Genomic DNA, 24,812 nt, shown 5'->3' with positions numbered 1-24,812 from the left:
GGGCCCCAGGGTGTGCTCACAATCTGCGGAGCATTCATGGAACAAGCCCGAATGGCGAGCGCCTCGGCGCCTGCAGTGCGCCGTCGCTCGGAGAGATCGACGCCTGTCGAGCGCAGCCAACGCGAAACCCTCACCCAAGTTCAGGTCCTGCGCGCCCTCGCGGCTAGTTCGGTCGCGCTGCGACACGCCCAGCATGATGCGGCCACCCTGGAATTACAGGCCGGCCGCACCTTTCAGAGCTGGAATCCGATACCATGGAGCGCTGGAGTCGATATTTTCTTCGTGATTTCCGGCCTTATCATGGTGCATACGTCGCGACAGCTGTTCGCAAAGCCCAGGGGCGCGCGTCTCTTCATTTCCCGCCGGATCGCGCGAATTGTCCCGCTATATTGGGCGCTCACCTCGCTCTACATTGCGGTAGCGGTGGCCGCCCCAAATTTTCTCAACCAGAGCTACGTCGATTTCAGGTTTGTAGTCGAATCCTATTTATTCGTTCCGGCCAGTCGCCCTGACGGCCTCGTTCAGCCGGTCTACGAGTTGGGTTGGACGCTCAATTATGAGATGCTGTTTTACGTGTTGTTCACGGCGACGATCGTGCTGCCCATGCGGTGGGCAGTTACGGTCCTGCTCACGATCCTGGTTGGGATGGTGCTCTCGGGCGCTCTTGCGGCTCCTTTGCCAGAGCCCTGGGGTTTCTGGACCAATCCGATCATCCTCGAATTTGCTTTCGGCGCGATGATCGGGGTCATTTGCGCCTCGGGCCTGCGGCCTTCCGGCCCAATCAGGGCCTGTGTCGCCGCAACGGGACTGGGTGCCCTGATGCTTGCGGCGGCGTTTCCCGATATCTCGGCCGGCCTTGGTCGCCCCGTCGTGTATGGCATTCCGGCGTCTCTAATAGTTTGGAGTGCTGCCTTGGCACCGCCGGGTAAACTGAGGCATGACAGCCTGGCGGCGAGGTGGGCCGCTGGCGTTGGCGATGCGTCATACGCTCTTTACCTCATGCATCCATTCGTGATCCGCGCCATGCGCATAATTTTCTGGCGTACAGGCTTGATCTTTGTGCTCGGCCCGTGGGCTTTCATCGGTTCGGCCTTGGCGATAACCCTGGGCGTGGCATTTATCACCCACCGTCTGTTCGAGAAGCCGCTCACCCGCTATGCGCGGCGCCTTTTGGGGGTCGGGCACGGCACAGGACGGCAGCTTGGGTCCCTTCCAGTGCCGGCGTATCCCAAGACAGATTGAAGGCGAGCCGCGACCCTGCCACACCTGGGAAACGGCGGCGTTGTGCTCACTATGCCGTTGCCGGAAGGCCAGCTGGTCGCACCTGTCCGACAGGGCGTGCATGGAATTCCCGATACCATTCCACGAAACGTTGCACGCCGTCCTCCAGTGTTGTCGCCGGTGCGAAGCCAACGGCGCGGCGCAGGTCCCTGACATCGGCGCGGGTTTCCAGGACGTCACCTGGCGGTAAAGGTACGTTGACGCGAACGGCGCGGCGACCAAGGGCCGTCTCGATGAGCGCGATCAGATGGTTGATTTCTTCCGGCCGATCATTGCCGATATTGTAGAGCCTATATGGCGCCGAACTGGTGGCAGGATCGGCAGCGCGACCGTCCCAACCGGGATCCTGACACGGTGGTTTGGCGAGCACGCGAACAACCCCCTCTACGATGTCGTCGATATAGGTGAAATCCCGCCATACGCGCCCGGCATTGGCGATTTCGATCGTTCGGCCCTCGGCGATGGCATGGGTGAACGTGTATACTGCCATGTCGGGCCTGCCCCAGGGACCATAGACGGTGAAGAAGCGCAATCCGGTTACGGGCAAGCCGAACAGATGGCTGTAGGAATGCGCCATGCATTCGTTGGCGGCCTTGGTGGCGGCGTAGAAGCTCACCGGATGATTGGCACCATGATGTTCGGAGAAGGGTATGCGTCGATTGGCGCCATATACGGAGCTCGACGAGGCATAAACGAGATGGCTGACGCCGGCGTGTCGGCAGCCCTCCAGAACGTTGAGAAATGCGACAATGTTTGACTCCACATAGGCATGCGGGTCGACGAGCGAATGACGCACCCCGGCCTGGGCGGCCAGATGCACGAAGAGCGATGGCTGGAATTCGCAGAACAGCGCTTTCACCAGCGACCGGTCCGCCAGGTCGAAGCGCATCGGCGTGAACCTCGGCTCGGCGCAGAGCCGTGTAAATCGCGCCTCCTTCAGCTTCAGGTCGTAGTAAGGCGTGAAGTTGTCGACGCCGATGACCTCGGCGCCGAGCCGCAAAAGGCGTGACGCAACATGAAATCCGATGAACCCAGCGGCGCCCGTGACGATGATCGGCCCCGTGTGCGTAAGGTTCGACGCAGCACCATCCTGCAGCGCGTGAACGATATCCGCCAGCTTGTTGACCTTCGAATCTGCTTCGGCCATGGCAAGTCACTCCCGTTTCCAGGTTCCGCGTTCTGCGCTATCTCGGCAGCGCCTTGAACGATCGGAAATGGCGCCGCCGGCCTTGTGATCTACGCGACAGCGCGCTCAATGCGGGCCGCCGCTGTCTGAATCAAAGCGGATGCAGACAGCAGTCGATTTCTCATGGCAAAACCGAAATGCGCCCCAAAAGAGCCACTAGTTCCGCCTGACGCCTCGTGTCGGTCTTGGCGAACAGTGAGGCAAGCTGAGAGCGGATAGTCGTGCGACTGAGATGCCAACTGCGGGCGATCTCCAGGGGCGCGTCGCCATGGGCGAGGCGTAGCGCCAACTGCGTTTCCGCGCTGGTCAAACCGAACATCCTTTGCAACGTGCGAGGGTTGGCCGCCGATTTGTTATCCCGGTCCAGCAATGCGACGACGGTTGTCCCGTCCGGTGTAACGACGCCCGTCTCGTTCATGGTCACCGGCCTGTCGCCTCTGCTGTGGATCACTACCCATGAGAGTGAGCCCGGCTGGAGGTGGACCGGAACATTCGCGACCAGCCGCCTCAACCCGGCGGCAAGCTCGACGGCTGTATCAGTTGCTTCGCCCTGGCGTGCGAGGGTGTCCCGAGCGGCAGCGTTCCATTCTATTACTTTCTTGTCTCGGTCCAGGACGAGATAGCCGCAACCCATACGATCAAGCATGCCGGTGATGGATTCCAGGCTGCGTCGTCGAGATCCGCCGACCCTTGCGTCCGGTCGGTCCACAAGGCTTATCGGCCGTTCGTGGCGGGTATCGTTCAATACAATGTATTGCCTGCCTGCGAGCGTATCGTTTCGCGTTTCAATCAGTGTCATCGCTTCCACCCAACCCATTGCTACTGACGCAAATCAAATCGGTTGAAGTTGCTGCTTCAACTTGAATTTCCACATACTGCGAGAAATCTGCGAATGGTTTTTCCGCAGCGTCTCTTGGATATACCTTTCTGAAGAGCGCTCCTGACACATGATTTTATTCGCCGGCAAAGTCATGGCAATCGGGCATTGGGATTAGGTGCCACCCCTTCGGCCTAGTCTCGACGGACTAGACCGAAAGTTGTAGTCTTTGCGCATGGGTGCGGACCTGCGCTGGCTCAAATCGAATGTGTCGAGCACTACGTTGGCTCATCTAGCTTCGCTGTTGGTGTTTGCAGCATCGATAGCATTCGAGGCGATAAGTACGGTATATGGCGGCCAGCCGTTGCCGCTTGTTGCGTTTATCCCCATAACCGTTGTCATCGTGTATCTTGAGGGCCGTTTTGTTGCCATCGCAGCAACGCTTCTGATGGCGGTCGCCGGCTTGTGGATGCGACACCTGCTGGACGGTCACCTCACTGGTGGAGACTGGACCGGGGCCGTCTTCCTCCTGGGTTCGGGTAGCCTGATCGCAGCTGTGTTCCACCGCCTGCGACAAGATCTGCACGGTGCGCTCAGGGTGGCAGAAGCGAGGCTCGCTGCCATCGACGCTGCCGCCTTGGGCTTTGCTAATACCAATCGCCATGGCGAACTGCTGCAGTCGAACAGACGGCTTTTGGAGATGACCGGCTACGCGCACAAGGAACTTGCCCAACTCGAGTTGCAGGAACTCATTGTCCCCGACGATCGAGGTACTGTGCGGAAACTTTTGGAAGATTTGGGCAATGGGACCGCGTCTGCGACGGATATCCGCGTTTTGCGCAAGGATGGCACGGCATTCTGGGCTCACCTGGCCCTGTCTTCGTCGCGGCCGGACGAGGCGCCAAATGAGAGCGTATTCGTGGTGGTTGACGATATTTCCGAGCGACAAGCGGCACGCGAGGCCCTTCGGGCTCAGAAGGAATGGCTTGATCTCGCCGTGTCTGCCGGGCGCCTGGGAACATGGCAAATAGACATTGACGATGGGACAGTCGCCGGCTCGAGCAAGTTCTGGGACATTCTTGGTCTGCCTCCGGCCCCAGTCCGCCGCTTGGAAGAACTCTCGGCTGTAATCCATCCCGTCGACTGGCCGAAGCTGTCCGCCTCGGCAAAGCCTTCATCGGCATTGAACTATGACGTCGAGATCCGTGTCCGGCAAGTGGATGGTCACACACGCTGGATTGCTTTGCGTGGACGGCAGGAAGAGCACGGCGACCGCAAAATGCGCATCGGGGTGGCGGCGGATCTGACCGAACGTCGACAAACAACTTTGCTTCGCGCCGCCGTAAAGAGACGCGAGCGCATAATGCGCGAAGAGCGCCATCGGTTCAGCAATGTGTTTCCAGTGATCAGAGCTCTGGTCAACATGATCGATATTCCCGACAATGACGTTGCCAAATACAAGGAGATGTTGATCGATTGGATTCGAACGCTGGAGGCGACCCATCGCATCCTTTCTCGTCACGCCAACCTGTCAGGGATGCTCCATGAGCTCGTGGACCGGGAATTGCAGCCCTTCAAGGAGACACGCGACATAACGATCAGTGGACCTTCCCTCACTGTGCCAAGCGGCGCCGCCGAGGGCTTGGCGATGATCCTTCACGAGTTGACGACAAACTCGGTGAAACATGGTGCGCTGGGTGACCCGAATGGCAGGGTCGAAGTTAAGTGGCGATTTGCATCCGAGGACGAAGGTGACGACCTCGTGTTCGATTGGGTGGAATCGGGCCGACGGAAGAGTTCAAAAGTCGTACGCCGCGGGTTCGGGTCACTGATAATCGGTGTGGACAGCACGCCGCTTGTCGGTCATTCCCCGAATATGGAAATAACCGAAGATGGCCTTCGATATTCGCTGCGTGTATCGCGCAAAGAAATTGAGGAATTTGGATTGCAATAGAGCCCCTCCAAGTCGAAGCCGAATTGGCCAATTAACGGATGGTGTGGGCCCTTTGCTGCGATTTCCTGCAAGCAAACTCGGGCCGGTTCGAGGGGCATACGTCAACTCGCCTGTCTCGTCAGCCAGCTTTGGAGCAACACAGCTGCTTCGGTACGGTTTCTAACCCCAAGCTCACGCAGCACGGCCGCGGCATGGATTTTCGTTGTCGCCTCGGCAATGTCCAGATTGCGGGCAATCTCCTTATTCGAGTACCCCTCTGCCATCAGCTTGAGGACGTCCTTCTGTCTAGATGTCAGCCTAGCGACGTCGCCCGAGCCCTCGTGCCGGCGGCTGGCATTTTGTACCGGAGGTGGGGGGGCATGCGATCTCTGGTCGGCAGACGTTCGAGATAGGAGAGATGGCACATAGATCCGGCCAGCGAGGATTTCGTTTACAGCCAGCACGACTTCTTCGTCGCTCTGCGATTTGACGATATACCCGTGAAGTCCGATCGAAAGCGCGGTCAGTATCTCCGAGCGGGAATCATCCCCGGAAACGATCGCAAAGCGAGTGTCAGGATAGGCAGCCATAAAGTCGCTGAGCACTTCCTGATGGAACAGCCCAGGCATGTTCAGATCGAGGATCGCAAGATCGATGGACGCCTGCTCCTCTAGAAGATTGACCGCGGCATCGAAACACGAAGCTTCGAATATTTCGGCGCTTGGAATTCCAGCCATGAGTGCCAGCCGGAGACCACGCCGATATAAGCCGTGATCGTCGGCAATGACGATCCGAGCCATGCAACTACCCCAACGCGTTACTCGGTTCCCGACGAGAAAACCCGCTGGAACCTCCCATTCGCCTATGATCGACAATCCGTGGTGGTCCTAAAATGGCGGCCATCCACTGGTCAACGCATCACAGTGATGTCCGCAGCGTCCCATCCACGCACATCCAGAACGTCTAATATAATACTAAATTGCGAAGCTCATCCATAGATTTTTAACCCTGGCGTGCGGTGCCTGTCCGCAAAACGATGCCGGTTCCCCATTTGTGGGTCCAAAGCCAGCTGTTCAGGACCATTTCTGTTATGTCGCCACCCGCTGTCGCTGGACCTGTAGGCCGGCCCGGCCCGGGCGGATCGCAGCTTTTTTGAAAGCAACTGCTTTCGTTTTATCGCTGTCATGATCAGTGCCCAATCGCGCTTCTATCGGCTGTTGATCTCGTGGCCATCTAATACCTTGAACGTTTTGAATCCCTACCATTCGAATGCACGACGACAGCCGCCCCGGCTGTCACATACCTTTTCACATATGATGTTCGGATTGCCGCCGAGGTTTGGCCGGATTTGAGGGTATGCCCTGGCCGGACAATGGAACACTGATCCCGAACAAAGCCAACTGCAGATCAGGAGGATCGAATGAAAGCGGTGATTCAATGTGGTGGGATGGGTACGCGCCTTCGACCGTTTACATCGGTCCTGCCGAAACCATTAATGCCGATAGGGGCCCGGCCTGTTCTTGAGTTGCTTTTAAAGTGGCTGCGGCGCAACGGCATTGAAGAGGTGTATATTACGACAGGGTATCTAGGGCATTTGATCCGTAGCGTCTGCGGCGACGGATCGCAATGGAACTTGAAGATCAAATATACCCAGGAAATGGAGCCACTCGGCACCGTCGGACCTCTCTCTCTGATTAGGGATGAACTGAACGAAACATTTGTCGTTCTGAACGGCGATGTCCTCACAGATCTAAGCCTGAGCCGGTTTGTAGCCGCGCACCGCCTGCATAGGGATCCCGTTACGATCGCCACGGCGTGCCGTCATATCAAGATGGACTTCGGCGTCATCGACGAGACCGACAATACCGTCCAGCTCTTCCGGGAAAAGCCGACGCTTTCCCATCTCGTCAGCATGGGGATTTACTGCATGAACCCAGATGTCCTGCGGTTCATTCCGTCCGGGATACCATTTGGGTTCGATGACCTGATGCTGCAGATGATGCAGGGCGGCACGACCGTGCATGTTTACAAGCATGACGGTCTTTGGCTCGACATCGGTCGTGTCGATGACTTCCAGAATGCGCAGGCAATTGCCTGGGAAGATCAGTCGTCCTCAATCGAGGTCGCGGCTGCCGCCGCAGCCGCATGAAAGTCTGATGCAGAGGTCTAGCCACTAACAAGGCTTTCAGGAGGTCAAGATGCTCTTGGTGAGCGCCCCGATCCTAGGCGTGCCAGAGAAGGCAGCCCTGTCGCAGGTGATTGATAGCGGCTGGCTTACGATGGGGGACAGGGTACGAGAGTTCGAACAGGCCTTTGCCAGCATGCATGGCGCGCGAGATTGCGTTGCGGTTGGTTCCTGCACCGCAGCGCTCCATCTTCTCCTCCATGCTTTGGGCATCGGCCCTGGCGACGAAGTACTGGTTCCTTCGCTGACGTTCGTGGCGACGGCGAATGCGGTGCTGTATGTAGGGGCGACGCCGGTCTTCGTCGATATCGAGTCCGTCGACGTGCCGTTGATCTCGGTTGCGGAAGCCGAAGCGCGGTGCACGACGCGCACGAAAGCGGTCATTCTCGTTCACTTCGCCGGGTATCTCCCCGATCGGGAACAATGGCAGCGGTTCGCCCGGCTTCGCGGGCTGCATATCATCGAGGACGCTGCGCACGCGCCCGGGCTTAGGGAAGTCGGGACCTTCGGCGCCGCGGCCGCGTTCAGCTTCTATGGCAACAAGAACATGACAACGGCCGAAGGGGGCGCCGTGATTGCACGTGACCCCGATCTGCTCGACAGGGTTCGCCTGGCCCGCGGGCACGGAATGACCACGGGGACGCATCAGCGGCTGAACAGTCGTACGCCGCAATATGATGTCACGATGCTCGGGTTCAACTACCGAATGGACGAGATGCGAGCGGCAATAGGGCTGGTTCAGTTGCAGAACCTGCAAGAGTGGAACGAAATCAGGCGTATCATAGCTGTCTTGTACCGACGCCTGATCGCGGACCGTTGCCCAGCCATTGTCATTCCATTTAGCGAACCCCGGACGTCGGCTTACCATATCATGCCGATCGTCCTGCCGCGCTACGTGAGCCGGCAGGATGTCATCGACGAGCTGCGGACACAGGGCATACAGACCACCATCCACTACCCGCCGGTGCACCAAATGACGTTCTACCGCGAGCGCTTTCCCGGCGTGAGTTTGCCCCGAACAGAGGATTTCGCTGAGCGAGAGCTCACAATTCCGCTGCACCCCCAGATCACTTCCGCCGCCGCCGAATCAGTCGTGGCTGCCCTGGCAGCCGCGCTCAAAACAGGCGCGCTCAAAGCAGGCGCCCAAAGAGGAACTGCTGCATGAATGCGTTAGACCCTGCCTTTCACCGGATGTTCGTTCCGAATCCTGATCACGGCTTTGCGAGACGCGCAATCGATCTTGCGGTGGCGGGCATCGCTACCGTCGCATTGGCGCCATTGATGCTGCTGATCGCCGGAGCGCTTCTGCTCGAGGGCGGTGGCTCGATCTTGTTCGCTCAGACCCGCATCGGGGCCGGCGGCCGAACCTTCCGCATGTACAAATTTCGCAAATTCGGTGTGAACTGCGGCTCTCAAGGCCTTGCGCTGACGGTCGTGGGCGATACACGCATGACCACCGTTGGCCGCTTTCTCGCAGCGACGAAGCTGGACGAACTACCGCAGCTGTGGAATGTCCTCAAAGGCGAAATGGCGATCGTCGGCCCACGGCCCGAGAGCCTGGCTTTCGCCGATTGTTTCCGGGGCGAGCTTAGGGCCGTGCTGCAATACAAGCCAGGCCTGCTGGGACCAGCCCAGGTCGTTTTTCGGCACGAAGCGCATTACTTCCCCCAATCCGTAGATCCGATCGTGTTCTACCGGGAAGTCATGTTCCCCGCCAAGGCAACACTGGACCTCTCATATTATCCGCGACGCACCATCGTCTCCGACCTCGCGTGGATGGTGCGGGGAGTGCTGGCAGTGGTCGGTTGGGTTCCGGTACCGCCGATCGACGTTTGAATATCCAAGGGAAGCGTTCCAAACAGCCAAGGGAATGCGCAGTGATGAGCTACAATGGAAAGAAAGTCCTGGTGACCGGCGCGGACGGATTCATCGGTTCGCATGTCACGGAGGCGCTTGTTCGCAACGGGGCAGATGTCACAGCCCTTGCCCTTTACAATTCCTTCGACAGCCATGGATGGCTAGACGATCTGCCGGACACCATCCGCAGCCAGTTGAGGCTCGTCCGTGGTGACGTCCGCGACAGTGCGTTCCTTAACCGGATCATGCGCGGCCAAGTCGCGGTTTTTCATCTGGCGGCGCTTATTGCGATTCCATATTCCTACGCCGCTGCCCAGTCCTATGTGGAAACCAACATCCTAGGCACGGTGAACGTCCTCGAAGCGGCGCGCCTATGGGAGACGGAGCGGGTGATCCATACCTCCACGAGCGAGGTCTACGGAACTGCCCAAACCATGCCGATCGTCGAAACACACCCCCTGCAGGGACAGTCACCATATTCGGCATCCAAAATCGGCGCTGACATGATGGCGGAGTCTTACGCCAGGTCGTTCGATGTCCCTGTGGTCATCATGCGACCCTTCAACACGTATGGCCCGCGCCAGAGTGAGCGCGCCATCGTGCCGACCATTATCCGGCAAGTCCTCGACCCGAAATGTCCTGCGATCATGGTCGGCGATACCAGCCCGATCCGCGACCTGACCTATGTCGAAGACACCGCGACAGCGTTCCTGACCGCAGGTCTCGCCCAGCTCGAGTTCGGCCACGCCTACAACGCTGGCAGCCAACGCGCTGCGACCGTCTCGGACGTATTGGCCATTGTTCTTGAGTTGACCGATTGCAAAAAGCCGGTCCGTCGTGATGAAAGGCGCCTGAGGCCGCAAAATTCCGAAGTTCGCGCCTTGCTCGCCGACTCCTCGCGCTTTGAACGCGAGACTGGATGGCGGACACAGACCAGCCTGCGCGATGGGCTGGAGCGAACAATCACGTGGTGGCGCGAGCGCCTTAGTGAAGGCCGGGTACGGCGCGAAGTGGGTTACATGACATGACCCTGGGCGGCCGTCATGCGTTGGCGCTGTTGCTGGCTGCCGGTGCCATATCTCCCAACATCTACGTTGCCGGTGGCCGTCAAAGCAAGGCAGCGGAGGCGGCGGCCACCGCGGTTGTGGACAACCTGCCGGGCCATGTGCGCCAAACAAGGGATCCTTGGTCTCGCATGGTTTTCGCACGGATCACCAGACCGGGCGTTCTCGGCCGGGCGGGTGTATGCGGGAAGAAGTACTGCACCCACCGTTACTCAAGCGCACAGGCTTGGAATGCCGACCAGAGCCTGCTCCTGATCGCCAATGGCTGCGGTGGCCTGTGCTTTCTCGACGGACAAACCTACTTGCCTTTGTTCCACCGCAACCGCGCGACCGAATGCGAATGGCATCCCACTGATCCCGAGTTGATGATCTGTGTCGGGGGCCGGCAGATTGCGACATGGGCCCCACGTACCGATCATGAGGACGTCGTGTTCGCCTCCGGAGCGTACTCCAACCTCAAATTTGGACCCAACAAAGGCAATCCGAGCCGCGACGGCAGCCGGATTGCGGTGCGTGCAACGAACAATGACGGCCGAGCGGTGGTTTTTGGCTACGATCTCAAGCAACGGCGGAAATTCCCGGATATCGATCTTGCCGAATTCCCGGGAACGACCGGCTCCTGCTCGATCTCACCACTCGGAATCAACATAGTGTGTTCCCAGCAATTACCGGACGGAATCGAAGCGAGTTTCGTCTTCTCCATCGACGGCATATTGCGCCAGAAGTGGATGGAGCACCATCGACCGGGCCATGGCGACATGACGGTCGATTCCGACGGAAGCGAAATCTATGTCGGGATCAGCAAATCGGATCCTGACAAATATCAGGTGATCAAGCGCCGCTTGGCTGATGGCAAGGCTACCTCGCTGATGAAATATGGCGAGGCCATGCATGCGTCACTCAGGTCGCTCGGCAGGCCCGGCTGGGTGTTTCTGAGTTATGGCGGCACGCCAGCCGAACTATCGCAGCACCCGGATTGGGCGCCTTACGCTCAGCAAGTCATTGCTCTGCGTCTAGACGGCAGTGGAGAGGTCCGCCGTGTCGCAGACACGCACAACGCGCCCTTCGACTACTGGAGCGAGACGCATGCCTCTCCCTCTCCGGACGGCTCCCAGGTGGTCTGGTCCAGCAACTGGGGCGTGCCCGGTGGCCCGGTATACGATTTCGTTAGTCGTGTTGAATGGCCTTTGAAGCCGGTGTTTGACCGGAAGGAGATTGTCGCAAATGACCTTCAGTAGACGATACGTTCTTGGCGCAGTCGTGATGATGTCGCTAACCTCGATGGCTTGCGCAGGCGAGGTCGAGCCCTATCAACTCTCACCTGGCGATACGGTCGAGATAGGAATAGCGCCGATCCCTGATCGGACGCAGCGCGCCGTAGTCCAGATGGATGGCAATATCGCCCTTCCGGAGGCTGGAATGATCATGGTCGCAGGCCTGACGGCGTCCCAACTGCAAAGGCGCATGCAAGAGGTCTTGCCAAGCAAGATTTTTCACGTGCGTCTGACTGATGGGCGGGAGCAGACAGTTACTGTCGAGCCCGACGATGTCACAGCGATCATAGCGGACTATCGCCCGATCTATGTAACGGGCGATGTGCTCACCCCGGGACAACAGGCCTACCGTCCGCTCATGACTGTACGGCAGGCGCTGGCCGTTTCCGGCGGCTTCAGTTTCTTGCGATCACGGGCGGGCCAGGCCGGGCCTGATCCGGTCGATCTCAAGCGCGATTACGAAATGCTCTGGGGAGATTACACGAAAGAATACCTTCACGCTGCCCGCATTCGCGCCGAGCTTCAGGGCCAGGCGGATTTCGACAAGAAGACACCACAGGGATCACCTCTTTCGCCGAGCGTTGTAGCCGCGATGGCACAGGCTGAAGCAGAGGCGCTGAAGGTTGCGCTGAGTGATTTCCGGCAAGAGCAGGATTTTCTGGAGAAGGGCCGGACGGACGCTGCCGAGCAAATTGGCGTTTTGCAGAAACGCGAACGAGTCGAGGGCGAGAGCGTGAAGGCGGATGAGCAAGATTTGGCGCGAGTGACGAAGGCATTCGATGCAGGCAATCTGACCAACACCCGGCTCGCGGATGTCAGGCGCGCGTTGCTTTTATCTTCAAGCGGCGCGCTTCAAACCTCGGTCGAACTGATGAGGGCGCGGCGCCAGCAGGAGGACTTTGTCAGACAGCACGAACGCAACGACAATCAAAGGAGGATTGGCCTGCTGACGGATCTGAAGGACACCAACGCCCGGCTGGCGGATGTCACCGCCAGGCTCCATGCCGCCAGCGAGAAGCTGCAGCCGACCGGAGCATCCACACAGCCATTGCCGATTGCCGGCGAAACGGTACGGGCCCAGGTGACCATCGTACGCAAGATCGGCAATGAATGGCGCAAGCTGTTGGTTGACGAAGATGCGATTGTGCTGCCGGGGGATACTGTCGAAGCCAGATTCAGCAGTGAACTGCAAAGTGTGGCAGTCCAATAGGGCGTCAGCCGCAGTCCGTGCGGAGCTTACTGTTCTATCGGGGGGGCGAACCCAACTGAACGGAGATCCAAGGTGAGGCGCATTTTCAACCAGGGAGCGACCCTGACACCCTCAACGAACGCGGATCAGGTGACGCAGTCGTCAAGTTATGCTTTCCATATGCCGTCAGCGCGAATTGTGCGGTCCAGGTCGCGCGCCGGTGAGTCCGGAAATTGGCAGGAATTTACGTCTAGCAAGGAGAGCAATGCGCAGGGCGGCTTCGTGTCGGACGGCTACAGGACCAGCCATTGCGCGCCCGGCTACGGCCTACATTACAACAAAACGCACAGTTCCGGCTATTATGGCGCGCTTTGGGAGAACATCGAAAAGCCCCTGATCCTCGACGTTCTTCGCCCCTTGAGCGGAGCGAGCCGAAACTGCCTCGATTTCGCATGCGGAACAGGTCGCATCGCCGAGGTAGCCGCCGGCCTCTTCAGCGAGGTGGTTGGCGCCGACGTTTCCAGAACTATGCTCGACAGCGCTCAAGTACCGCCCAATGTGAGTTTGCGTCACGTCGACGTGACAAGGGAGCAGTTGGGTATGACGTTCGATGTGGTAACCGCATTTCGTTTTTTCCTGAACGCAGAGGATGAACTGAGATGGCATGCACTGAAAGCGATCAATGAGCACCTTAAAGATGGCGGGCGGCTTGTGTGCAACGTTCACATGAATGCGACGTCGCCCGTCGGCCTGGCGTGCCGGCTGCTCAATCGAGTGTCTCGACGCACAATTCGCCACACGCTGAGCGCAGCGAGGTTCAAGGCCCTCCTGACTGCCTCGGGATTCACCGTCGAGCAGACGATACCGTATGGTTACCTGCCTCGGCCGGGAAACCTGTTGCCAGGGTTCTGTGAAATGATGATGCAGCCTGTCGAGAAGGCCTGCAGAAGGCTTCGCGTTCCTGGCCAGCTGGCGCAACACTTCCTGGTTGTTGCGAGGAAGCGCTAAATCCCGAGAAAGCCCCGAAAACGGCAGGCAGCGGTTTTCTTGGGGTGGCTCGCCCGGCATGAAGCCCGTCTAAATACGGTGGAACGGCAGTTTTCCCCCGATTTAATATGTGGGTTCCGGGTTTCTCGGGTCAGCGCCACGATTTTGCTACATTTTGACTAAAGTCCAATCATGTTAGTGGGGCGTAATATTAGAAGGCTAAGGGGATACGCTCCTGAACAGCAAGAGATTGTCCGTGCCCAGTGGGGCCAGTGAGCTTGCGCAACGATCTCTCACGGGAGGTCGAAACCCATGAACCCTGGTGGAAGGAGTTCGTCGGATCTGCGAGGCGCAATGCTTGGGACCGTGCCTGGCCTGGTAGGCGTCGGCGTCTTCTCGGCAGTCATAAACCTTCTCGCCCTGACCGGCTCGGTCTATATGCTGCAAATTTACGATCGCGTTCTACCTTCGCAGAGCGTTCCGACGCTTGTCGGGTTCACGATCGGAATGCTGGGTCTTTACGCTGTCTACGGGCTGCTGGATTTCGTGCGGCTGCGCCTGCTGGTTCGAGTGGGCAATCGTGTCCATAGGAATTTGAAGCAGAGGGTGTTCGGCCTCTCACTGTCCTTGCCGCTCATTGGCGGGCAGGATGCGAACCGGATACAGCCCCTCCGTGATCTCGATCAGTTACGCGGCTTCCTTTCCGGAATGGGGCCGACTGTCATCTTCGACGCTCCGTGGATTCCATTTTACCTGCTGATCATCTATTTCCTGCATCCTGCGCTCGGTCTGTTGTCCACAAGCGGTGCGATCATTGTCGTGCTGCTCACGGTCATGGCGGAAGTTCTTGGCCGCACATCGGTGACACGCGCGTCCGAGACGCTGGTGTCGCAACGCAATCTCGCCGAATCCGGACGCCGCAACGCGGAGGTCGTGCGCGCGATGGGCCTTTCCGCAAGGCTTGCCCACCGCTGGGGCGAGATCAATAACGCATATCTGAGGCACCAAGAGAAGCTTTCCGACGTCGTCGGCGCCACCGGGGCACTCTCTAGGGCACTGCGTTTGGCCTTGCAGTCCTGCGTTCTTGGACTGGGTGCCTACCTGGTGATAGGAGGCGAAGCCTCGCCAGGCGTGATCATCGCATCCTCCATCTTGCTGGGCCGCTCATTGGCTCCTGTTGACGCCGCTATCGCGAACTGGCGAGGCTTCGCCGCGTTCCGGCAAAGCTATTCGCAACTGGCAACGGCCCTGGCCGCTTTTCCTGACCGGGACGAACATATGGAACTTCCGCGCCCCCAAGCGGAGCTTGCGGTCGAGGACCTGACTATAGCGCCACCGGGCCAGCAAAAACCGACGGTAGCCAATGTCAGCTTCCGCCTGGCTGCAGGGACGGGAATGGCCGTTGTCGGCCCGAGCGGTTCTGGCAAAAGCACGCTTGTGCGCGCGCTGGTGGGCGTCTGGCAGCCACTTCGCGGCACGGTGAGGCTGGACGACGCCTCGCTTGACCAATGGGACCAAGAACAGCTTGGCGCGCATATTGGCTACCTGCCCCAGGACGTCGAACTGTTTGATGGAACGGTTGCCGATAACATTTCGCGATTTGGCGGGAAGGGCGACGCCAAGGGCGTGCTTGCAGCTGCCAAGGCAGCGGGCGTCGACAAAATGATCCTGCGATTGCCGAACGGTTTTCAAACACGCATGGGCGAGGGAGGAACAGCCTTGTCGGCTGGACAGCGGCAACTCGTAGGGCTTGCCAGGGCACTTTACGGCGATCCGTTTCTCGTCGTTCTGGACGAGCCGAATTCAAATCTGGACGTCGATGGCGATACCGCCTTGGCCGGCGCGATCCTGGCAGTGCGCAGACGTGGAGGCATCGTCATCGTAGTTGCGCACCGTCCTTCTGCCCTTACCAACATCGACAGGGTACTCGTAATGTCCAATGGGATGCTTCACGCCTTCGGCTCACGCGAGGAGGTCCTGGCCAACGTCATCCGCCCCTTTGCTGCGCCGGTTGAACGCCCGGCAGCGGCCGTCGCGATGCACAAAGGGGTGAGCGGTCACGCATGAGGGATATTTTTTTGTCTGAGGCGACGATGGCTCCATCGGCCCCGATCGGCAATGGGAGCCGGCGCAAAGCGATTTCGGGCACGCGCGATGGAATCGGGGCCAACCTGATCCTGGGTGCGGCGGTCACGGTTATGTTGCTTGCCGGCGGCGGGCTCTGGCTCGGTCTGACCAAGATTGCTGGCGCGGTAATTGCGCCGGCGACCGTGGTGGTCGAGAGCAACATAAAGAAGGTGCAGCATCTGACGGGCGGCACGATAGGTGGCATCTTCGCGCAAGACGGGGATCATGTACGGGCCGGCGATGTGATGGCACGGTTGGACGACACACTGACACGGGCCAATCTGCAGATAATTAGCAAGGATCTTGATCGGGCAACGGTTCGGCTTGTGCGGCTGGAGGCAGAGCGGCAAGGCCTGTCGGAGATGCAGCTTCCGTTCAGCCTTCAAGCGCGAATGGGCGAGCCGGAGCTGGCTGCGCTGGTGAACGGCGAGCGCACGCTGTTCGACAGCCGCGCTACGGCCCTCAACGGGCAGAAGGCACAATTGCAAAGCCGCTCAAAGCAACTCGAACGCCAAGTTGAGGGCCTCAAGGCGCAACAGACCGCGGAAGAACAATCCGTGGTCCTGCTGGATGGCGATCTTGTCGATGTACAGGCGCTTTTTACAAAGAAACTGGTGTCCAAAGAGCGACTTAGCAACATCAGACTGGATGCCACCCGGGCGCACGGAGAATCAGGGCGCCTCGCGGCGGCAGTTGCCGAGGCGCAGGCCCGGATCAGCGAGACCGAATTGCAGATTCTTCAGCTCGATGAACAAAGGCGTAGTGACGTAACGAGCGAACTTCGTGAAACGGAAGCCAAGCAAACCGAACTCAGCGAGCGCAAGGTTGTGGCACAGGACGAACTGGCCAAAACCACCATCCGCGCTCCGCAATCGGGAACGGTACAGGAATCTTCCATTCACACGATCGGCGGCGTGATTGCCGCGGGCGAAGTTCTGATGATGATCGTCCCTGACACCGGCAACCTTGTGGTCGACGCGCTGATTGCGCCGTCGCGCATAGATGACGTTCGTCCAGGTCAGCGGGTCTCGATCCGGTTTCCGGCTTTCGACGCCGGCACCACGCCTGCCTGCCAAGGGTCTGTCAAGCGCATCTCGGCGGACCTGATAAAAGATCAACAGCGCCAGCTTTCTTATTTCTCGGCGCGCATCAATGTCGAAGACAAGTCCACCTGTCTGACCGATGCCAAAGTCCTCAAACCCGGTATGCCAGCGGAGGTTCACATAAGTACGGACGAACACAGCGTCTGGTCTTATCTGCTGAAGCCGCTTACCGACCAGATGTCGAGGGCTTTCCGGCAGTGACATGGCGGCTGTCAGCGGTCGATCGCAGGCACACTGCAGGCGTGCATGCTGACATATTGGGGTAGGCGACGTGAGGCCGACAGGGGTGACGCCGGCGGCCGACGCGCGAGGCTCGTCTGGGACATTGTCATCGACAGGAGTGACTGCCTCGGGAGGAGAGGTTCTTTGCTCCTACAACGCAGCGAGGGCCCTGCGGCGGCCACGGCGCGCGGCATGCACCGTTCGGTCTGCAGTCACCGCTACATTTGCCACGTCAGATGTATGCGGCAAGGCGTTCGCGCTTCCATGCGACCTCTTGTAGGGCAGCAATTCCCTGACCCGAGCATTGACCGAGGCAATTTCGACCCGCAAGTCCTCGCATTCCTGCCGTCTCACATCGAGTTCGATCTGATCTGACGCCTGCTGCATGGACAGTTGCGCAAAATCTGCGGCGATCTTGGAAAGGTTCACCTTGTTGGTTTCGGCCTCCTCGGTGAGTGCGGCCAACCTTTCGTCGGTCACCTGTTTTTCCGCCAGGGCGTCGCTCCATTGTAGCTGGAGCCTGGCGATCTCGGCCGCGGCCTCGGTGTTTGCGATTGAGGCGAGTTCGAAGCGCGATTGGAGGCTTTGAACTTCTGAGCGCAATCCTCGGTTCTCAGCCTGGCAGCGTTTAAGCTCGCCATCCATGTCCGCCTGCATAATCCTGGCTGCTTCGGTCACCTCCCATAACTTCGCCTGCGCAACCTCGAGTGAGGTGTGCAATTTGATTGCCTCTTTTTCGCTCTTGCCGAGCGCACTCAGCATTTCGGAATTTCGCGCAGCTTCGTTGGCATGGATCGTCGAGAAGGCATCCAGCCTATGCCGTGCCTCTTCCTCCCGCTTCATGGCCTTTTCCAGGTCAATAGACAGGCTCACATTCTTTTCACGCAGCTGTTTGTTCTCTCGGGAGCGCCTGTCGGCCTCGACATTTGCGGCGGCAAGCATGTTCGTGAGGTCGCCAAATTCCGCTTCGTTCTTTGTGGTGGTGTTCGCCGCTTCGACCAGCTCCAGCCTTGCCGCGGCCAACGCGCCACGGAGCACTTCACACTCCTGAACAAGGCTTGCCTGGCGCTGCTGCAATGTCTCGATGGTGCCTTGACGCTCACAGTACCGTCTGTTCAGGTCATTGAGTGTTTCCGACAAGTTCCTTTGATCTGCGATCAGATTTTGGTTCGCCAGCTCCAGTTCGTTCGCACGGAGAATGTCCGCGTGAAGGATGTGAAAAAACTCGAACGTCAGTTGACATGTGCCTGTAATTTCGGAGATTTTTGCGTTGATCTCCTCGAAATGGAGCTTGGCATCGTGGAACAAGCCGTTGAACGAGCTCACTGCAGCAATTCGGCTCTGCGTGTGTGAGGTCAGCCGATGCGCTGGTATCGGCGAGCTATCATCGTCGTCGCCGGCACCGCCCTCACTCCGTACGCTGTCATCCTGTTCGTTGTTGTCGCCTGCCATGTTTGGCACGTCGGCGACATCCTCCAAATCGAGGCACTGGTCGACAGCGTTAGCCAAGTCAGCTTCGAGATCGTCGAACGACCTCTCCACATTGTCCTCGGCGCGTCTGATCAAATCCCTGAACTTCATGACTTCATCCCCTGCAGCCGCATGCCCGGAACCATTGAGGCACGAGGACTGAGATGCTTTTGTATCGAGAGCTCAACTCAGCGTCTTCGTTCAATCAAACGATGCCAGGGCGCCGGCGTCGCGAGGAGCCGAGAGCTGCGATTGGAAGGCCCTACATCGGTCTAGGTGCCTGCTGACTTATTCTTGAGGACTGCGCGACTCCCCTTCTTGCCATCGTCTTGGCGTCAATGGTGTGTTGCCTGGGCCCATTAACGCTCAGGTGCAGAAGCCCCGACGAACGGCCCGGCACAGCCTCTTGTGGGGCGCATCAGGCGGCCGGGCCTAACCGGCGGTTGAGTGTTTTGGTTTGCCGGCTGACTCACCATGCGACCTTGGCGAGGCAAGCGCATCATTCGAACGAATTGGGGACCGGCCGCCTGGCCGCCCAATCACACTAAGCTTCCGTTGCCGGACCTGGCGACGAGGTGCTTTGCCTTGAGCCTTGGTATCTACATACGAAGCGGCAATACGCGCCGGTGGAGCAGTGGTCCGACCCGCCAAACTATCGCTGCAAAATGCGCGGCGGAAGGCATCCGAGGATATTCTCAGTGCAAAGGTAGGAGATCGAACGCGGGCGATCTTGCTGAATTCCCCAAACAATCCCGGCGGATATGAGTTCGGCAGGGACGATCTGGAACAATTGCCACATTTGCCGAGCGGCACAATCTATGGATCATCAGCGATGAGGTTTACCGCAGCACAGTGTTCGACGGCGAGTTCCCTCAATAGCATCCATTCCCGGAATGAGAGAGCGGACGATAATTGTGAACAGCCTGTCGAAGTCTCATGCAATGACCGGCTGGAGGCTAGGGTGGACGCTTGGGCCGGTCTCGGCATCAGGTCATTTACAAAATCTTGCGCAATGCATGCTCTTCGGATCGCCGACCTTTATTCAAGATGCCGCAGCGGTGACTCTCGATGAGGCGGTGACGCAGAGATGCGTTTCTTTTCGGACGCCCTTCTGCCGTTGATGTTGACCATTGCTGTGCGGATGTTCGCCGGGATATGCGTGAACCTTATCGTCCGCTGCGGCGCTCAATTTGCTTGGGGTTCTTGGAACCGTTCCGAACTTTCTCCTTGCGCCTCCGATCGACTTGCGCGTGCTCATGCGGGGCGCTGAGGTGTCTCGATCCGCAGTGGCGCGGCCATTATGCGACGAAGCCTATTAGCTTAGTTGAAATTTGTCCCCAGCGGACGGGAACGACGCTTGGCCATGTTAGTTGATGTGAATGGAGCAGCTAAGAAAAGATCTGGCATTGCTTACGCGACCCGGCTTCTGGATAGCTTTCGGCATTTTGTTGCTGCTTTACGGGATTCAGGTCTTTTTTCTAATTCGGGCATGCCAATGCCTTTAGCCTGGAACATCGATCCCCCTAGCTGGAACGCGGTCTGTCCATCTCCCGGCGGCTGCGCCGATAGCGTTGATCAACGATATATTCATTTATAAGCCTGCTATTCCCGGGGATGCCGAGGTTGGCAGCGCCTGCATCGTTGAATACGCACGTGGCGCTCCCCTCAAGGTAGGTGGTTACCATTCTCGCGCTGCCGGTGAGCATTGGAGCCCGCACTGTGTTGGACGTGCGCTCATGCGTCGGGAAATTTCTTATAGACAGGGGAGGGTCTGTCAGGCTGGAAAATCACAAGCTGCCCCGCGAATGAGGAAGCAAAAAAGGTGCAAGACCAGATCGATTTCTTCCAGGCAACTCGGTCCTCGCATCATCGCCGATCAGCGGCCGTACCGTCGAGAACCAAAATGCGCACGATCTCAGCCGGTCGGCTTCGACCAAAACATGCGGACTACCGGACGGGGACAGTCGGTGCCGCGTCCCATCCTGTGGCCGGCGCTATGCTGACGCTCCTACGGTATCCCGTTCACCGCCCGCGCATGAGGGCGAATTTCCTCCGTCCTGCGCGCGACAACCGTCCACTGTTGCGGCCGCACGCAGGACTGCGGCTTATACGCCGTTCTTCCTTTGAGCGGCGTCCAGTTCGCAGGGCTAAATCACCATTGGTATGCAGACGAGCCTCTCGGCGTCTGGACAGAGATCAATTGCGCTTTGCACCAGGGTTCCTGGATCGTAAGCTCCAAACACGCTGCAGTCGCCTGATATGGTCCACTACGTTGGCCGGCTCATACGGCTTCGCAAGGTGCGGGCCTTCCTGACAAAGGTCGCCCGCCGCGATCGCAGTTCGTTCTACTGCGGCAGAAAGCACTATTTTGACCTCGGGCTTGTTCTCGCGAACCCACTTCGACAGTTGGAACCCGTCCATGTTGCCCGGCAGGTCAACGTCACACAAGACGGTGTCCACACCGAACTCCGCATAGTTCAACGCTTGTTGCGCCTCACGTGCGAAATGGGCCTCAATCACCCTGTAGCCACAGTGGCGGAGATAGTCCGCGATGACGCATCGGGCGATGACGTCGCCGTCAACCACGAGGATCGTTTGGCTCTGTTGGTTCGGGGCTTCCATAGACGGAGAACGGTCAGCAACCGGCAGGGTTCCACGCATCATGACCTGCGCGGGATGCCGACCGAAGATCGCGGCGAGATCCTGCACGAAATGATCCCTGCCGGCGGGCGCATTCAATTCAGAGGAGCGATGCCGCACTGGTGACGCCGTTTGCCACCTGGTCGACGAGACGGGCTAGAAGGCATGGTCTCGAAGCTCAAGGGGCAGTCCATATCGCAGCGGCAAACGAGCGCTTGGCGCAAGATCAAGTGCTTTGAGGAAAAGGAAATGCAAATCATCGGTGCACAGCGCGAGCGCGGCAAAGCTACCCAGGTGATCATGGCTGAAAAGGGCCTCTACAAAGGCGGCGCACTCGTCAACTTCAATGCCGCTGAGCGGCAAGCGCTTTGGGATCGTGTCCAGGGCAAGGTTGGCGGCCCGGTCCCGAAGGGACATAAAAAGGAAAAGGCCGAGTGGCTGAAGCCCGGACTGGTTGGCTGGGTCGAGACCCTCAAAGGCGAAGAGAAGCTGCGGCACGCAAGGCTGCTGGATTTCCGGGAGAAGAACGGAAATGGCCGTAGCTAAAAAGGACCAGGAGCGCGTCACCTATGCATGGATGTACGGTGCGCAGTCGCGCAAGGATGGCAAGGAGCGTGAGGTGCCATTACTGGCAGGAATATGCGGAAGCATGGCTGCAGGGCTTTGACGGTGTGGCGATGGACGGTTTTGGCAAGACCAAAGCCGTCAACGACGAGATGGAGGCCGAGGTCGACGAAGCCGCCGTCGAGCGGCCCGACGAATAGCCATTTTGCCATGTGCCGTATGTTCGTTTTTGATTGAAGAAAGGGTTTCGGCGGGCCTATAAAGATTGCGTTTACCATTGCCTTTTTTGGGAGGATGCGATGGTTGCAACGCCCATAGATATCGCTCAAGCGGCCACTGCGACTACGGCTACCTTGCTGAAGTGGCAGAAGTCCATGGAGGAACGCGCCACGTTTCGCCAGAAATGGATCAATCGCGCAGGGCGATTCAAGCCTCACGCGATTTGCTGAAGCGCCTTCGCCAACGTCATCGCGACGACATGGCGGAAAGTTCGGAAAATGCCGACCCGTCTACTGCGCCGATATCGCAACGCGCCGGCAGCTAGCGGGAGGCGACCAGAGCCGATGTGATGGGGAAAGTTTCACTGGCCGTTCCTTGGGGGGCAGGCAAGTTAAACTTTGTCAACGAGCGGCCTTTTTCGCGCTCGCGGAAGCGCCACGTGGCTTTCGACCAGGCGCACGTGCTCGGCCTCGACAGTCACCAATGGCCGGAGGCTGACGGTTACCTTGTTCCCGTCGATGCGTGTATAGGGCCGATCAATTCCATATGCTGGCCAATCACAGCCTTCGAAGCCGAATCGACAACAGAATGCGGGAAGTCGTAGGAGGGGATCGTGACGCTTATGCGATCGGGCGTCACCCGGCCGCGCACAATCGCCGTGACTGCGACCTCGTCGCCAACTTTGATACTTCCCCGAGCCATGCCCAAGACTTTGGAGCAGCCGGCACCGGCGTCAAGATGAGGGGGAGCTAATAAAACCCCTCCGCGCCGCGATTGTGACGCGAGGCGATCCGATCGCTGCCAGCGACTTAGCAGACCAATTGACGACGGCGGCCGAGAAGCCTGGCATCCCTGCCGACCAAATCAACGGCGAAATCGAAAGCGTCTTCGAACTGCTCTTAGAGGTGATGCGGCGCGAGAGTTGCGCGAGGACAACCAGCCCGGAGGCTTCTCCGGGGTTGTGCCGGTCCTGTCCCGTTCCAGCGGATGAACTGCGCCTTCTGGCCGGTGACCGTCTCAATCGACTTCAACAGGGGTCCATGGGCCTCAGGTAGAGCTTGGCAGTGCTCCCTGTGGTACGCCAGGAGCGGCCCGGCGATGCTCTTGTGCAGCGCTTCGGCTGCCGCCAGGAAGCGCTCGATTTCAGCCCGGGAAAGCTGTTCGGAAGGTTTGTTCTGGCCATTGGCGCTCTCCATTGAGGGCGTCGCCGCGACGAGGACCATAATCCTACATGCCAGGCCGTCTGACAAGCGCCTCGCCGGCCTTACCTGAAGGAAGACGCAGGGCCACGGCGCCAAGCGGAGCCATCAGGAGCAACCCGCAAAGATGAGCAACGGCAGGCCCGGCGACCTCCTTTGGCACATGGGACAAACAAGAAGGGCGCCGAGCCTTACCGGCGCTGCTTTGTGAGGGTGACGACGCCGGATGATGAGAGTATGCGATAATGCTAATGTCTGCGAACCATGCGAATGAAGGAAAGCCGCGTGGCAGTGCCAATCAACGACATTGAGACCAAGGTCGGCGGGTGCGATCAGGTTCGGACCATGATGACGGGCTGGTGGGCCTGCACATGGTGGTGGCTACCGCGCTACCGCCTTGCTTTGCGCCAGCCGGCGGCCCATGCCTAGCCTCGCTGCACAACCAGCGCTCGCTGTACTGAAACTGATCGTCGTCTGGCAGTAATGCTCCTGCCCTGGAACGTGATAAATCGCTCGTCGGTACTGGTGGAAATGTTGCCCTTGATATCGCAGCTCCCCGCGCCGGCCGTGCGGGTGCCACTCAGCCAGCCAGCTGGGATGAGCCCGACGAGCTTGTCGAGAGCTTGGGTTCACTTTGAAAACCGGTCAGGGAACCATCACCAGCGCCGGCAGATATTGCCGTCGCCACATCCACCGCCCCTTTGCGTTCTTGCGCCAGCGGTCGGCCTGATCCGCACCTTGATGACGCTGGACTTTGCCCACGCCCTCTCCCCCGAGTGCAGAATGCTTCCAAAGCGGTAGCGAGTCCAGACCGAAACATTAGCGCCGACTAACGGTTATTTCGGCAGTGTTCCGAACCGTGATTGGTAGAGCGTTGGTGGCGCCCTCCTAAAATATGTGGTCGGACGTGCTTTAGAAAGCTTCGCCCCAGCAGGGGCGTGCTTGACGATTTCGGCGAACAGAAAAAGTCGCCGGCTCCGCCCGACCAGGCCGGGAGGCGGTCTTCATGGACAAGCCTAAGGCCATGCGCGAAATGATCTTGCGCGAATGCAATGACGCGGCAATGAGCAAGCCCTACGCCGAGTTCTGCGCCGACGTGAATTGCCTCCGCGGAATGCAGTAGGTCATTCACGGCGCCGCGCAGTTTGACGACGATGGTGGGCAAATTGCCCTCATCACAATGACTGTCAGCTTCCGCAGGCAACAGCGTAGCCAGCGGTGACCGACGCCGGCCCAGAGACTCCCCAGGCCGCTCCTCGCCAGCCTACAGGCGAGCAGGCCGGCATCGGTCAGTAAGGTCCCGTAGGTGTGCAATATATCGTTCACGCCACGAATTGCGGACGTTCGAAACCGGTGATTGGCCATTTCGTGTGACCAAATTCCGCGACTGTTTACTTGCGATCACAAGGCCCCGCAACCTGGAGGTTCCGAAGCGCCATACTGGAGTACCATTGGCGTGGTCACGCGATTTGAACCCGACAACGGTGCTTGAACC

The 24,812-nt window shown here is 59.0% G+C and carries 20 protein-coding genes; 15 read left to right on the top strand and 5 right to left on the bottom strand.

The window, feature by feature from the left end:
• Positions 1-36 precede the first annotated feature (36 nt).
• A complete protein-coding gene (locus tag NKI46_RS14775) occupies positions 37-1,242 on the top strand; it encodes an acyltransferase family protein (protein ID WP_352746744.1) in 1,206 nt (401 codons plus the stop codon).
• Positions 1,243-1,291: 49 nt separating this feature from the next.
• Here NKI46_RS14775 and NKI46_RS14770 read toward each other — a convergent pair whose 3' ends face one another.
• The gene (locus NKI46_RS14770; RefSeq protein ID WP_081740583.1) at positions 1,292-2,428 is read right to left on the bottom strand and encodes an NAD-dependent epimerase/dehydratase family protein; all 1,137 of its coding nucleotides are present in this window, start codon (positions 2,426-2,428) and stop codon (positions 1,292-1,294) included.
• A gap of 160 nt (positions 2,429-2,588) precedes the next feature.
• Positions 2,589-3,266, bottom strand: coding sequence for a helix-turn-helix transcriptional regulator (locus tag NKI46_RS14765; RefSeq protein WP_023706589.1), 678 nt, complete (start codon positions 3,264-3,266; stop codon positions 2,589-2,591).
• A gap of 253 nt (positions 3,267-3,519) precedes the next feature.
• Between NKI46_RS14765 and NKI46_RS14760 the strand changes: the two genes are divergently transcribed.
• Positions 3,520-5,238 (top strand): sensor histidine kinase, encoded by a 1,719-nt coding sequence (locus NKI46_RS14760; RefSeq protein WP_352651460.1) that lies wholly within the window; start codon positions 3,520-3,522, stop codon positions 5,236-5,238.
• A gap of 101 nt (positions 5,239-5,339) precedes the next feature.
• Here NKI46_RS14760 and NKI46_RS14755 read toward each other — a convergent pair whose 3' ends face one another.
• On the bottom strand, positions 5,340-6,017 hold the full coding sequence (locus NKI46_RS14755) for a LuxR C-terminal-related transcriptional regulator (RefSeq protein WP_023681040.1): 678 nt from the start codon (positions 6,015-6,017) through the stop codon (positions 5,340-5,342).
• A gap of 620 nt (positions 6,018-6,637) precedes the next feature.
• Here NKI46_RS14755 and NKI46_RS14750 point away from each other — a divergent pair.
• From NKI46_RS14750 to NKI46_RS14710, 9 genes are all read left to right on the top strand, one after another.
• Positions 6,638-7,366, top strand: coding sequence for a nucleotidyltransferase family protein (locus tag NKI46_RS14750; protein WP_352723261.1), 729 nt, complete (start codon positions 6,638-6,640; stop codon positions 7,364-7,366).
• A gap of 49 nt (positions 7,367-7,415) precedes the next feature.
• Positions 7,416-8,567 (top strand): DegT/DnrJ/EryC1/StrS family aminotransferase, encoded by a 1,152-nt coding sequence (locus NKI46_RS14745; RefSeq protein ID WP_352536731.1) that lies wholly within the window; start codon positions 7,416-7,418, stop codon positions 8,565-8,567.
• Positions 8,564-9,238 (top strand): sugar transferase, encoded by a 675-nt coding sequence (locus tag NKI46_RS14740; protein WP_023681043.1) that lies wholly within the window; start codon positions 8,564-8,566, stop codon positions 9,236-9,238. The genes NKI46_RS14745 and NKI46_RS14740 overlap by 4 nt, the downstream gene beginning before the upstream one ends.
• Before the next feature lie 44 nt (positions 9,239-9,282).
• Positions 9,283-10,287, top strand: a complete 1,005-nt coding sequence (locus tag NKI46_RS14735) for an SDR family NAD(P)-dependent oxidoreductase (protein ID WP_352536732.1) — start codon at positions 9,283-9,285, stop codon at positions 10,285-10,287.
• Positions 10,284-11,561 (top strand): hypothetical protein, encoded by a 1,278-nt coding sequence (locus NKI46_RS14730; protein WP_023739597.1) that lies wholly within the window; start codon positions 10,284-10,286, stop codon positions 11,559-11,561. The genes NKI46_RS14735 and NKI46_RS14730 overlap by 4 nt, the downstream gene beginning before the upstream one ends.
• Positions 11,548-12,807, top strand: coding sequence for a polysaccharide biosynthesis/export family protein (locus NKI46_RS14725; RefSeq protein WP_023691487.1), 1,260 nt, complete (start codon positions 11,548-11,550; stop codon positions 12,805-12,807). Before NKI46_RS14730 ends, NKI46_RS14725 begins: the two co-directional genes overlap by 14 nt.
• A gap of 72 nt (positions 12,808-12,879) precedes the next feature.
• Complete coding sequence (locus NKI46_RS14720; RefSeq protein WP_023749118.1) at positions 12,880-13,794, top strand: class I SAM-dependent methyltransferase; 915 nt, start codon at positions 12,880-12,882, stop codon at positions 13,792-13,794.
• 333 nt (positions 13,795-14,127) lie between these two features.
• Positions 14,128-15,840 (top strand): type I secretion system permease/ATPase, encoded by a 1,713-nt coding sequence (locus NKI46_RS14715; protein ID WP_023739595.1) that lies wholly within the window; start codon positions 14,128-14,130, stop codon positions 15,838-15,840.
• A 26-nt stretch (positions 15,841-15,866) separates the two neighbouring features.
• Positions 15,867-17,204 (top strand): HlyD family type I secretion periplasmic adaptor subunit, encoded by a 1,338-nt coding sequence (locus NKI46_RS14710; protein ID WP_031253261.1) that lies wholly within the window; start codon positions 15,867-15,869, stop codon positions 17,202-17,204.
• A 171-nt stretch (positions 17,205-17,375) separates the two neighbouring features.
• Here the strand turns inward: NKI46_RS14710 and NKI46_RS14705 are convergent, their stop codons facing one another.
• A complete protein-coding gene (locus NKI46_RS14705) occupies positions 17,376-18,806 on the bottom strand; it encodes a coiled-coil domain-containing protein (RefSeq protein WP_023697139.1) in 1,431 nt (476 codons plus the stop codon).
• A 782-nt stretch (positions 18,807-19,588) separates the two neighbouring features.
• Between NKI46_RS14705 and NKI46_RS14700 the strand changes: the two genes are divergently transcribed.
• Entirely contained in the window at positions 19,589-19,816 is a 228-nt protein-coding gene (locus NKI46_RS14700; protein WP_084014362.1) for an aminotransferase class I/II-fold pyridoxal phosphate-dependent enzyme, read from the top strand.
• Positions 19,817-20,891: 1,075 nt separating this feature from the next.
• Here NKI46_RS14700 and NKI46_RS14695 read toward each other — a convergent pair.
• Positions 20,892-21,404: a response regulator gene (locus NKI46_RS14695; protein ID WP_245260475.1), complete on the bottom strand. Its 513-nt coding sequence runs from the start codon at positions 21,402-21,404 to the stop codon at positions 20,892-20,894.
• Positions 21,405-21,500: 96 nt separating this feature from the next.
• On the opposite strand from NKI46_RS14695, the gene NKI46_RS14690 reads away from it, so the two are divergent.
• The 3 genes from NKI46_RS14690 to NKI46_RS14680 all read left to right on the top strand — a co-directional run bounded on the left by NKI46_RS14690 (position 21,501) and on the right by NKI46_RS14680 (position 23,746).
• Positions 21,501-21,881: an ATP-dependent DNA ligase gene (locus tag NKI46_RS14690; RefSeq protein WP_050596043.1), complete on the top strand. Its 381-nt coding sequence runs from the start codon at positions 21,501-21,503 to the stop codon at positions 21,879-21,881.
• 68 nt (positions 21,882-21,949) lie between these two features.
• A complete protein-coding gene (locus NKI46_RS14685) occupies positions 21,950-22,099 on the top strand; it encodes a hypothetical protein (protein ID WP_352746738.1) in 150 nt (49 codons plus the stop codon).
• Between the two features lie 1,503 nt (positions 22,100-23,602).
• On the top strand, positions 23,603-23,746 hold the full coding sequence (locus tag NKI46_RS14680) for a hypothetical protein (RefSeq protein ID WP_156942341.1): 144 nt from the start codon (positions 23,603-23,605) through the stop codon (positions 23,744-23,746).
• The last annotated feature ends 1,066 nt before the right edge of the window (positions 23,747-24,812 follow it).

Origin of the sequence: Mesorhizobium sp. M0615, from assembly GCF_040320805.1 — a bacterium.
GTDB lineage: Bacteria > Pseudomonadota > Alphaproteobacteria > Rhizobiales > Rhizobiaceae > Mesorhizobium.
The sequence above is the reverse complement of the archived record's forward strand: the minus strand, read 5'-3'. Positions and strand labels throughout refer to the sequence as shown.

What these genes read in the sequence shown, in the direction of transcription:
- NKI46_RS14775 (WP_352746744.1), top strand. Translation starts at nt 37, where the DNA reads ATGGAACAAGCCCGAATGGCGAGCGCCTCGGCGCCTGCAGTGCGCCGT.
- NKI46_RS14770 (WP_081740583.1), bottom strand. Translation starts at nt 2,428, where the DNA reads ATGGCCGAAGCAGATTCGAAGGTCAACAAGCTGGCGGATATCGTTCAC.
- NKI46_RS14765 (WP_023706589.1), bottom strand. Translation starts at nt 3,266, where the DNA reads ATGACACTGATTGAAACGCGAAACGATACGCTCGCAGGCAGGCAATAC.
- NKI46_RS14760 (WP_352651460.1), top strand. Translation starts at nt 3,520, where the DNA reads ATGGGTGCGGACCTGCGCTGGCTCAAATCGAATGTGTCGAGCACTACG.
- NKI46_RS14755 (WP_023681040.1), bottom strand. Translation starts at nt 6,017, where the DNA reads ATGGCTCGGATCGTCATTGCCGACGATCACGGCTTATATCGGCGTGGT.
- NKI46_RS14750 (WP_352723261.1), top strand. Translation starts at nt 6,638, where the DNA reads ATGAAAGCGGTGATTCAATGTGGTGGGATGGGTACGCGCCTTCGACCG.
- NKI46_RS14745 (WP_352536731.1), top strand. Translation starts at nt 7,416, where the DNA reads ATGCTCTTGGTGAGCGCCCCGATCCTAGGCGTGCCAGAGAAGGCAGCC.
- NKI46_RS14740 (WP_023681043.1), top strand. Translation starts at nt 8,564, where the DNA reads ATGAATGCGTTAGACCCTGCCTTTCACCGGATGTTCGTTCCGAATCCT.
- NKI46_RS14735 (WP_352536732.1), top strand. Translation starts at nt 9,283, where the DNA reads ATGAGCTACAATGGAAAGAAAGTCCTGGTGACCGGCGCGGACGGATTC.
- NKI46_RS14730 (WP_023739597.1), top strand. Translation starts at nt 10,284, where the DNA reads ATGACCCTGGGCGGCCGTCATGCGTTGGCGCTGTTGCTGGCTGCCGGT.
- NKI46_RS14725 (WP_023691487.1), top strand. Translation starts at nt 11,548, where the DNA reads ATGACCTTCAGTAGACGATACGTTCTTGGCGCAGTCGTGATGATGTCG.
- NKI46_RS14715 (WP_023739595.1), top strand. Translation starts at nt 14,128, where the DNA reads ATGCTTGGGACCGTGCCTGGCCTGGTAGGCGTCGGCGTCTTCTCGGCA.
- NKI46_RS14710 (WP_031253261.1), top strand. Translation starts at nt 15,867, where the DNA reads ATGGCTCCATCGGCCCCGATCGGCAATGGGAGCCGGCGCAAAGCGATT.
- NKI46_RS14705 (WP_023697139.1), bottom strand. Translation starts at nt 18,806, where the DNA reads ATGAAGTTCAGGGATTTGATCAGACGCGCCGAGGACAATGTGGAGAGG.
- NKI46_RS14700 (WP_084014362.1), top strand. Translation starts at nt 19,589, where the DNA reads ATGAGAGAGCGGACGATAATTGTGAACAGCCTGTCGAAGTCTCATGCA.
- NKI46_RS14690 (WP_050596043.1), top strand. Translation starts at nt 21,501, where the DNA reads ATGGTCTCGAAGCTCAAGGGGCAGTCCATATCGCAGCGGCAAACGAGC.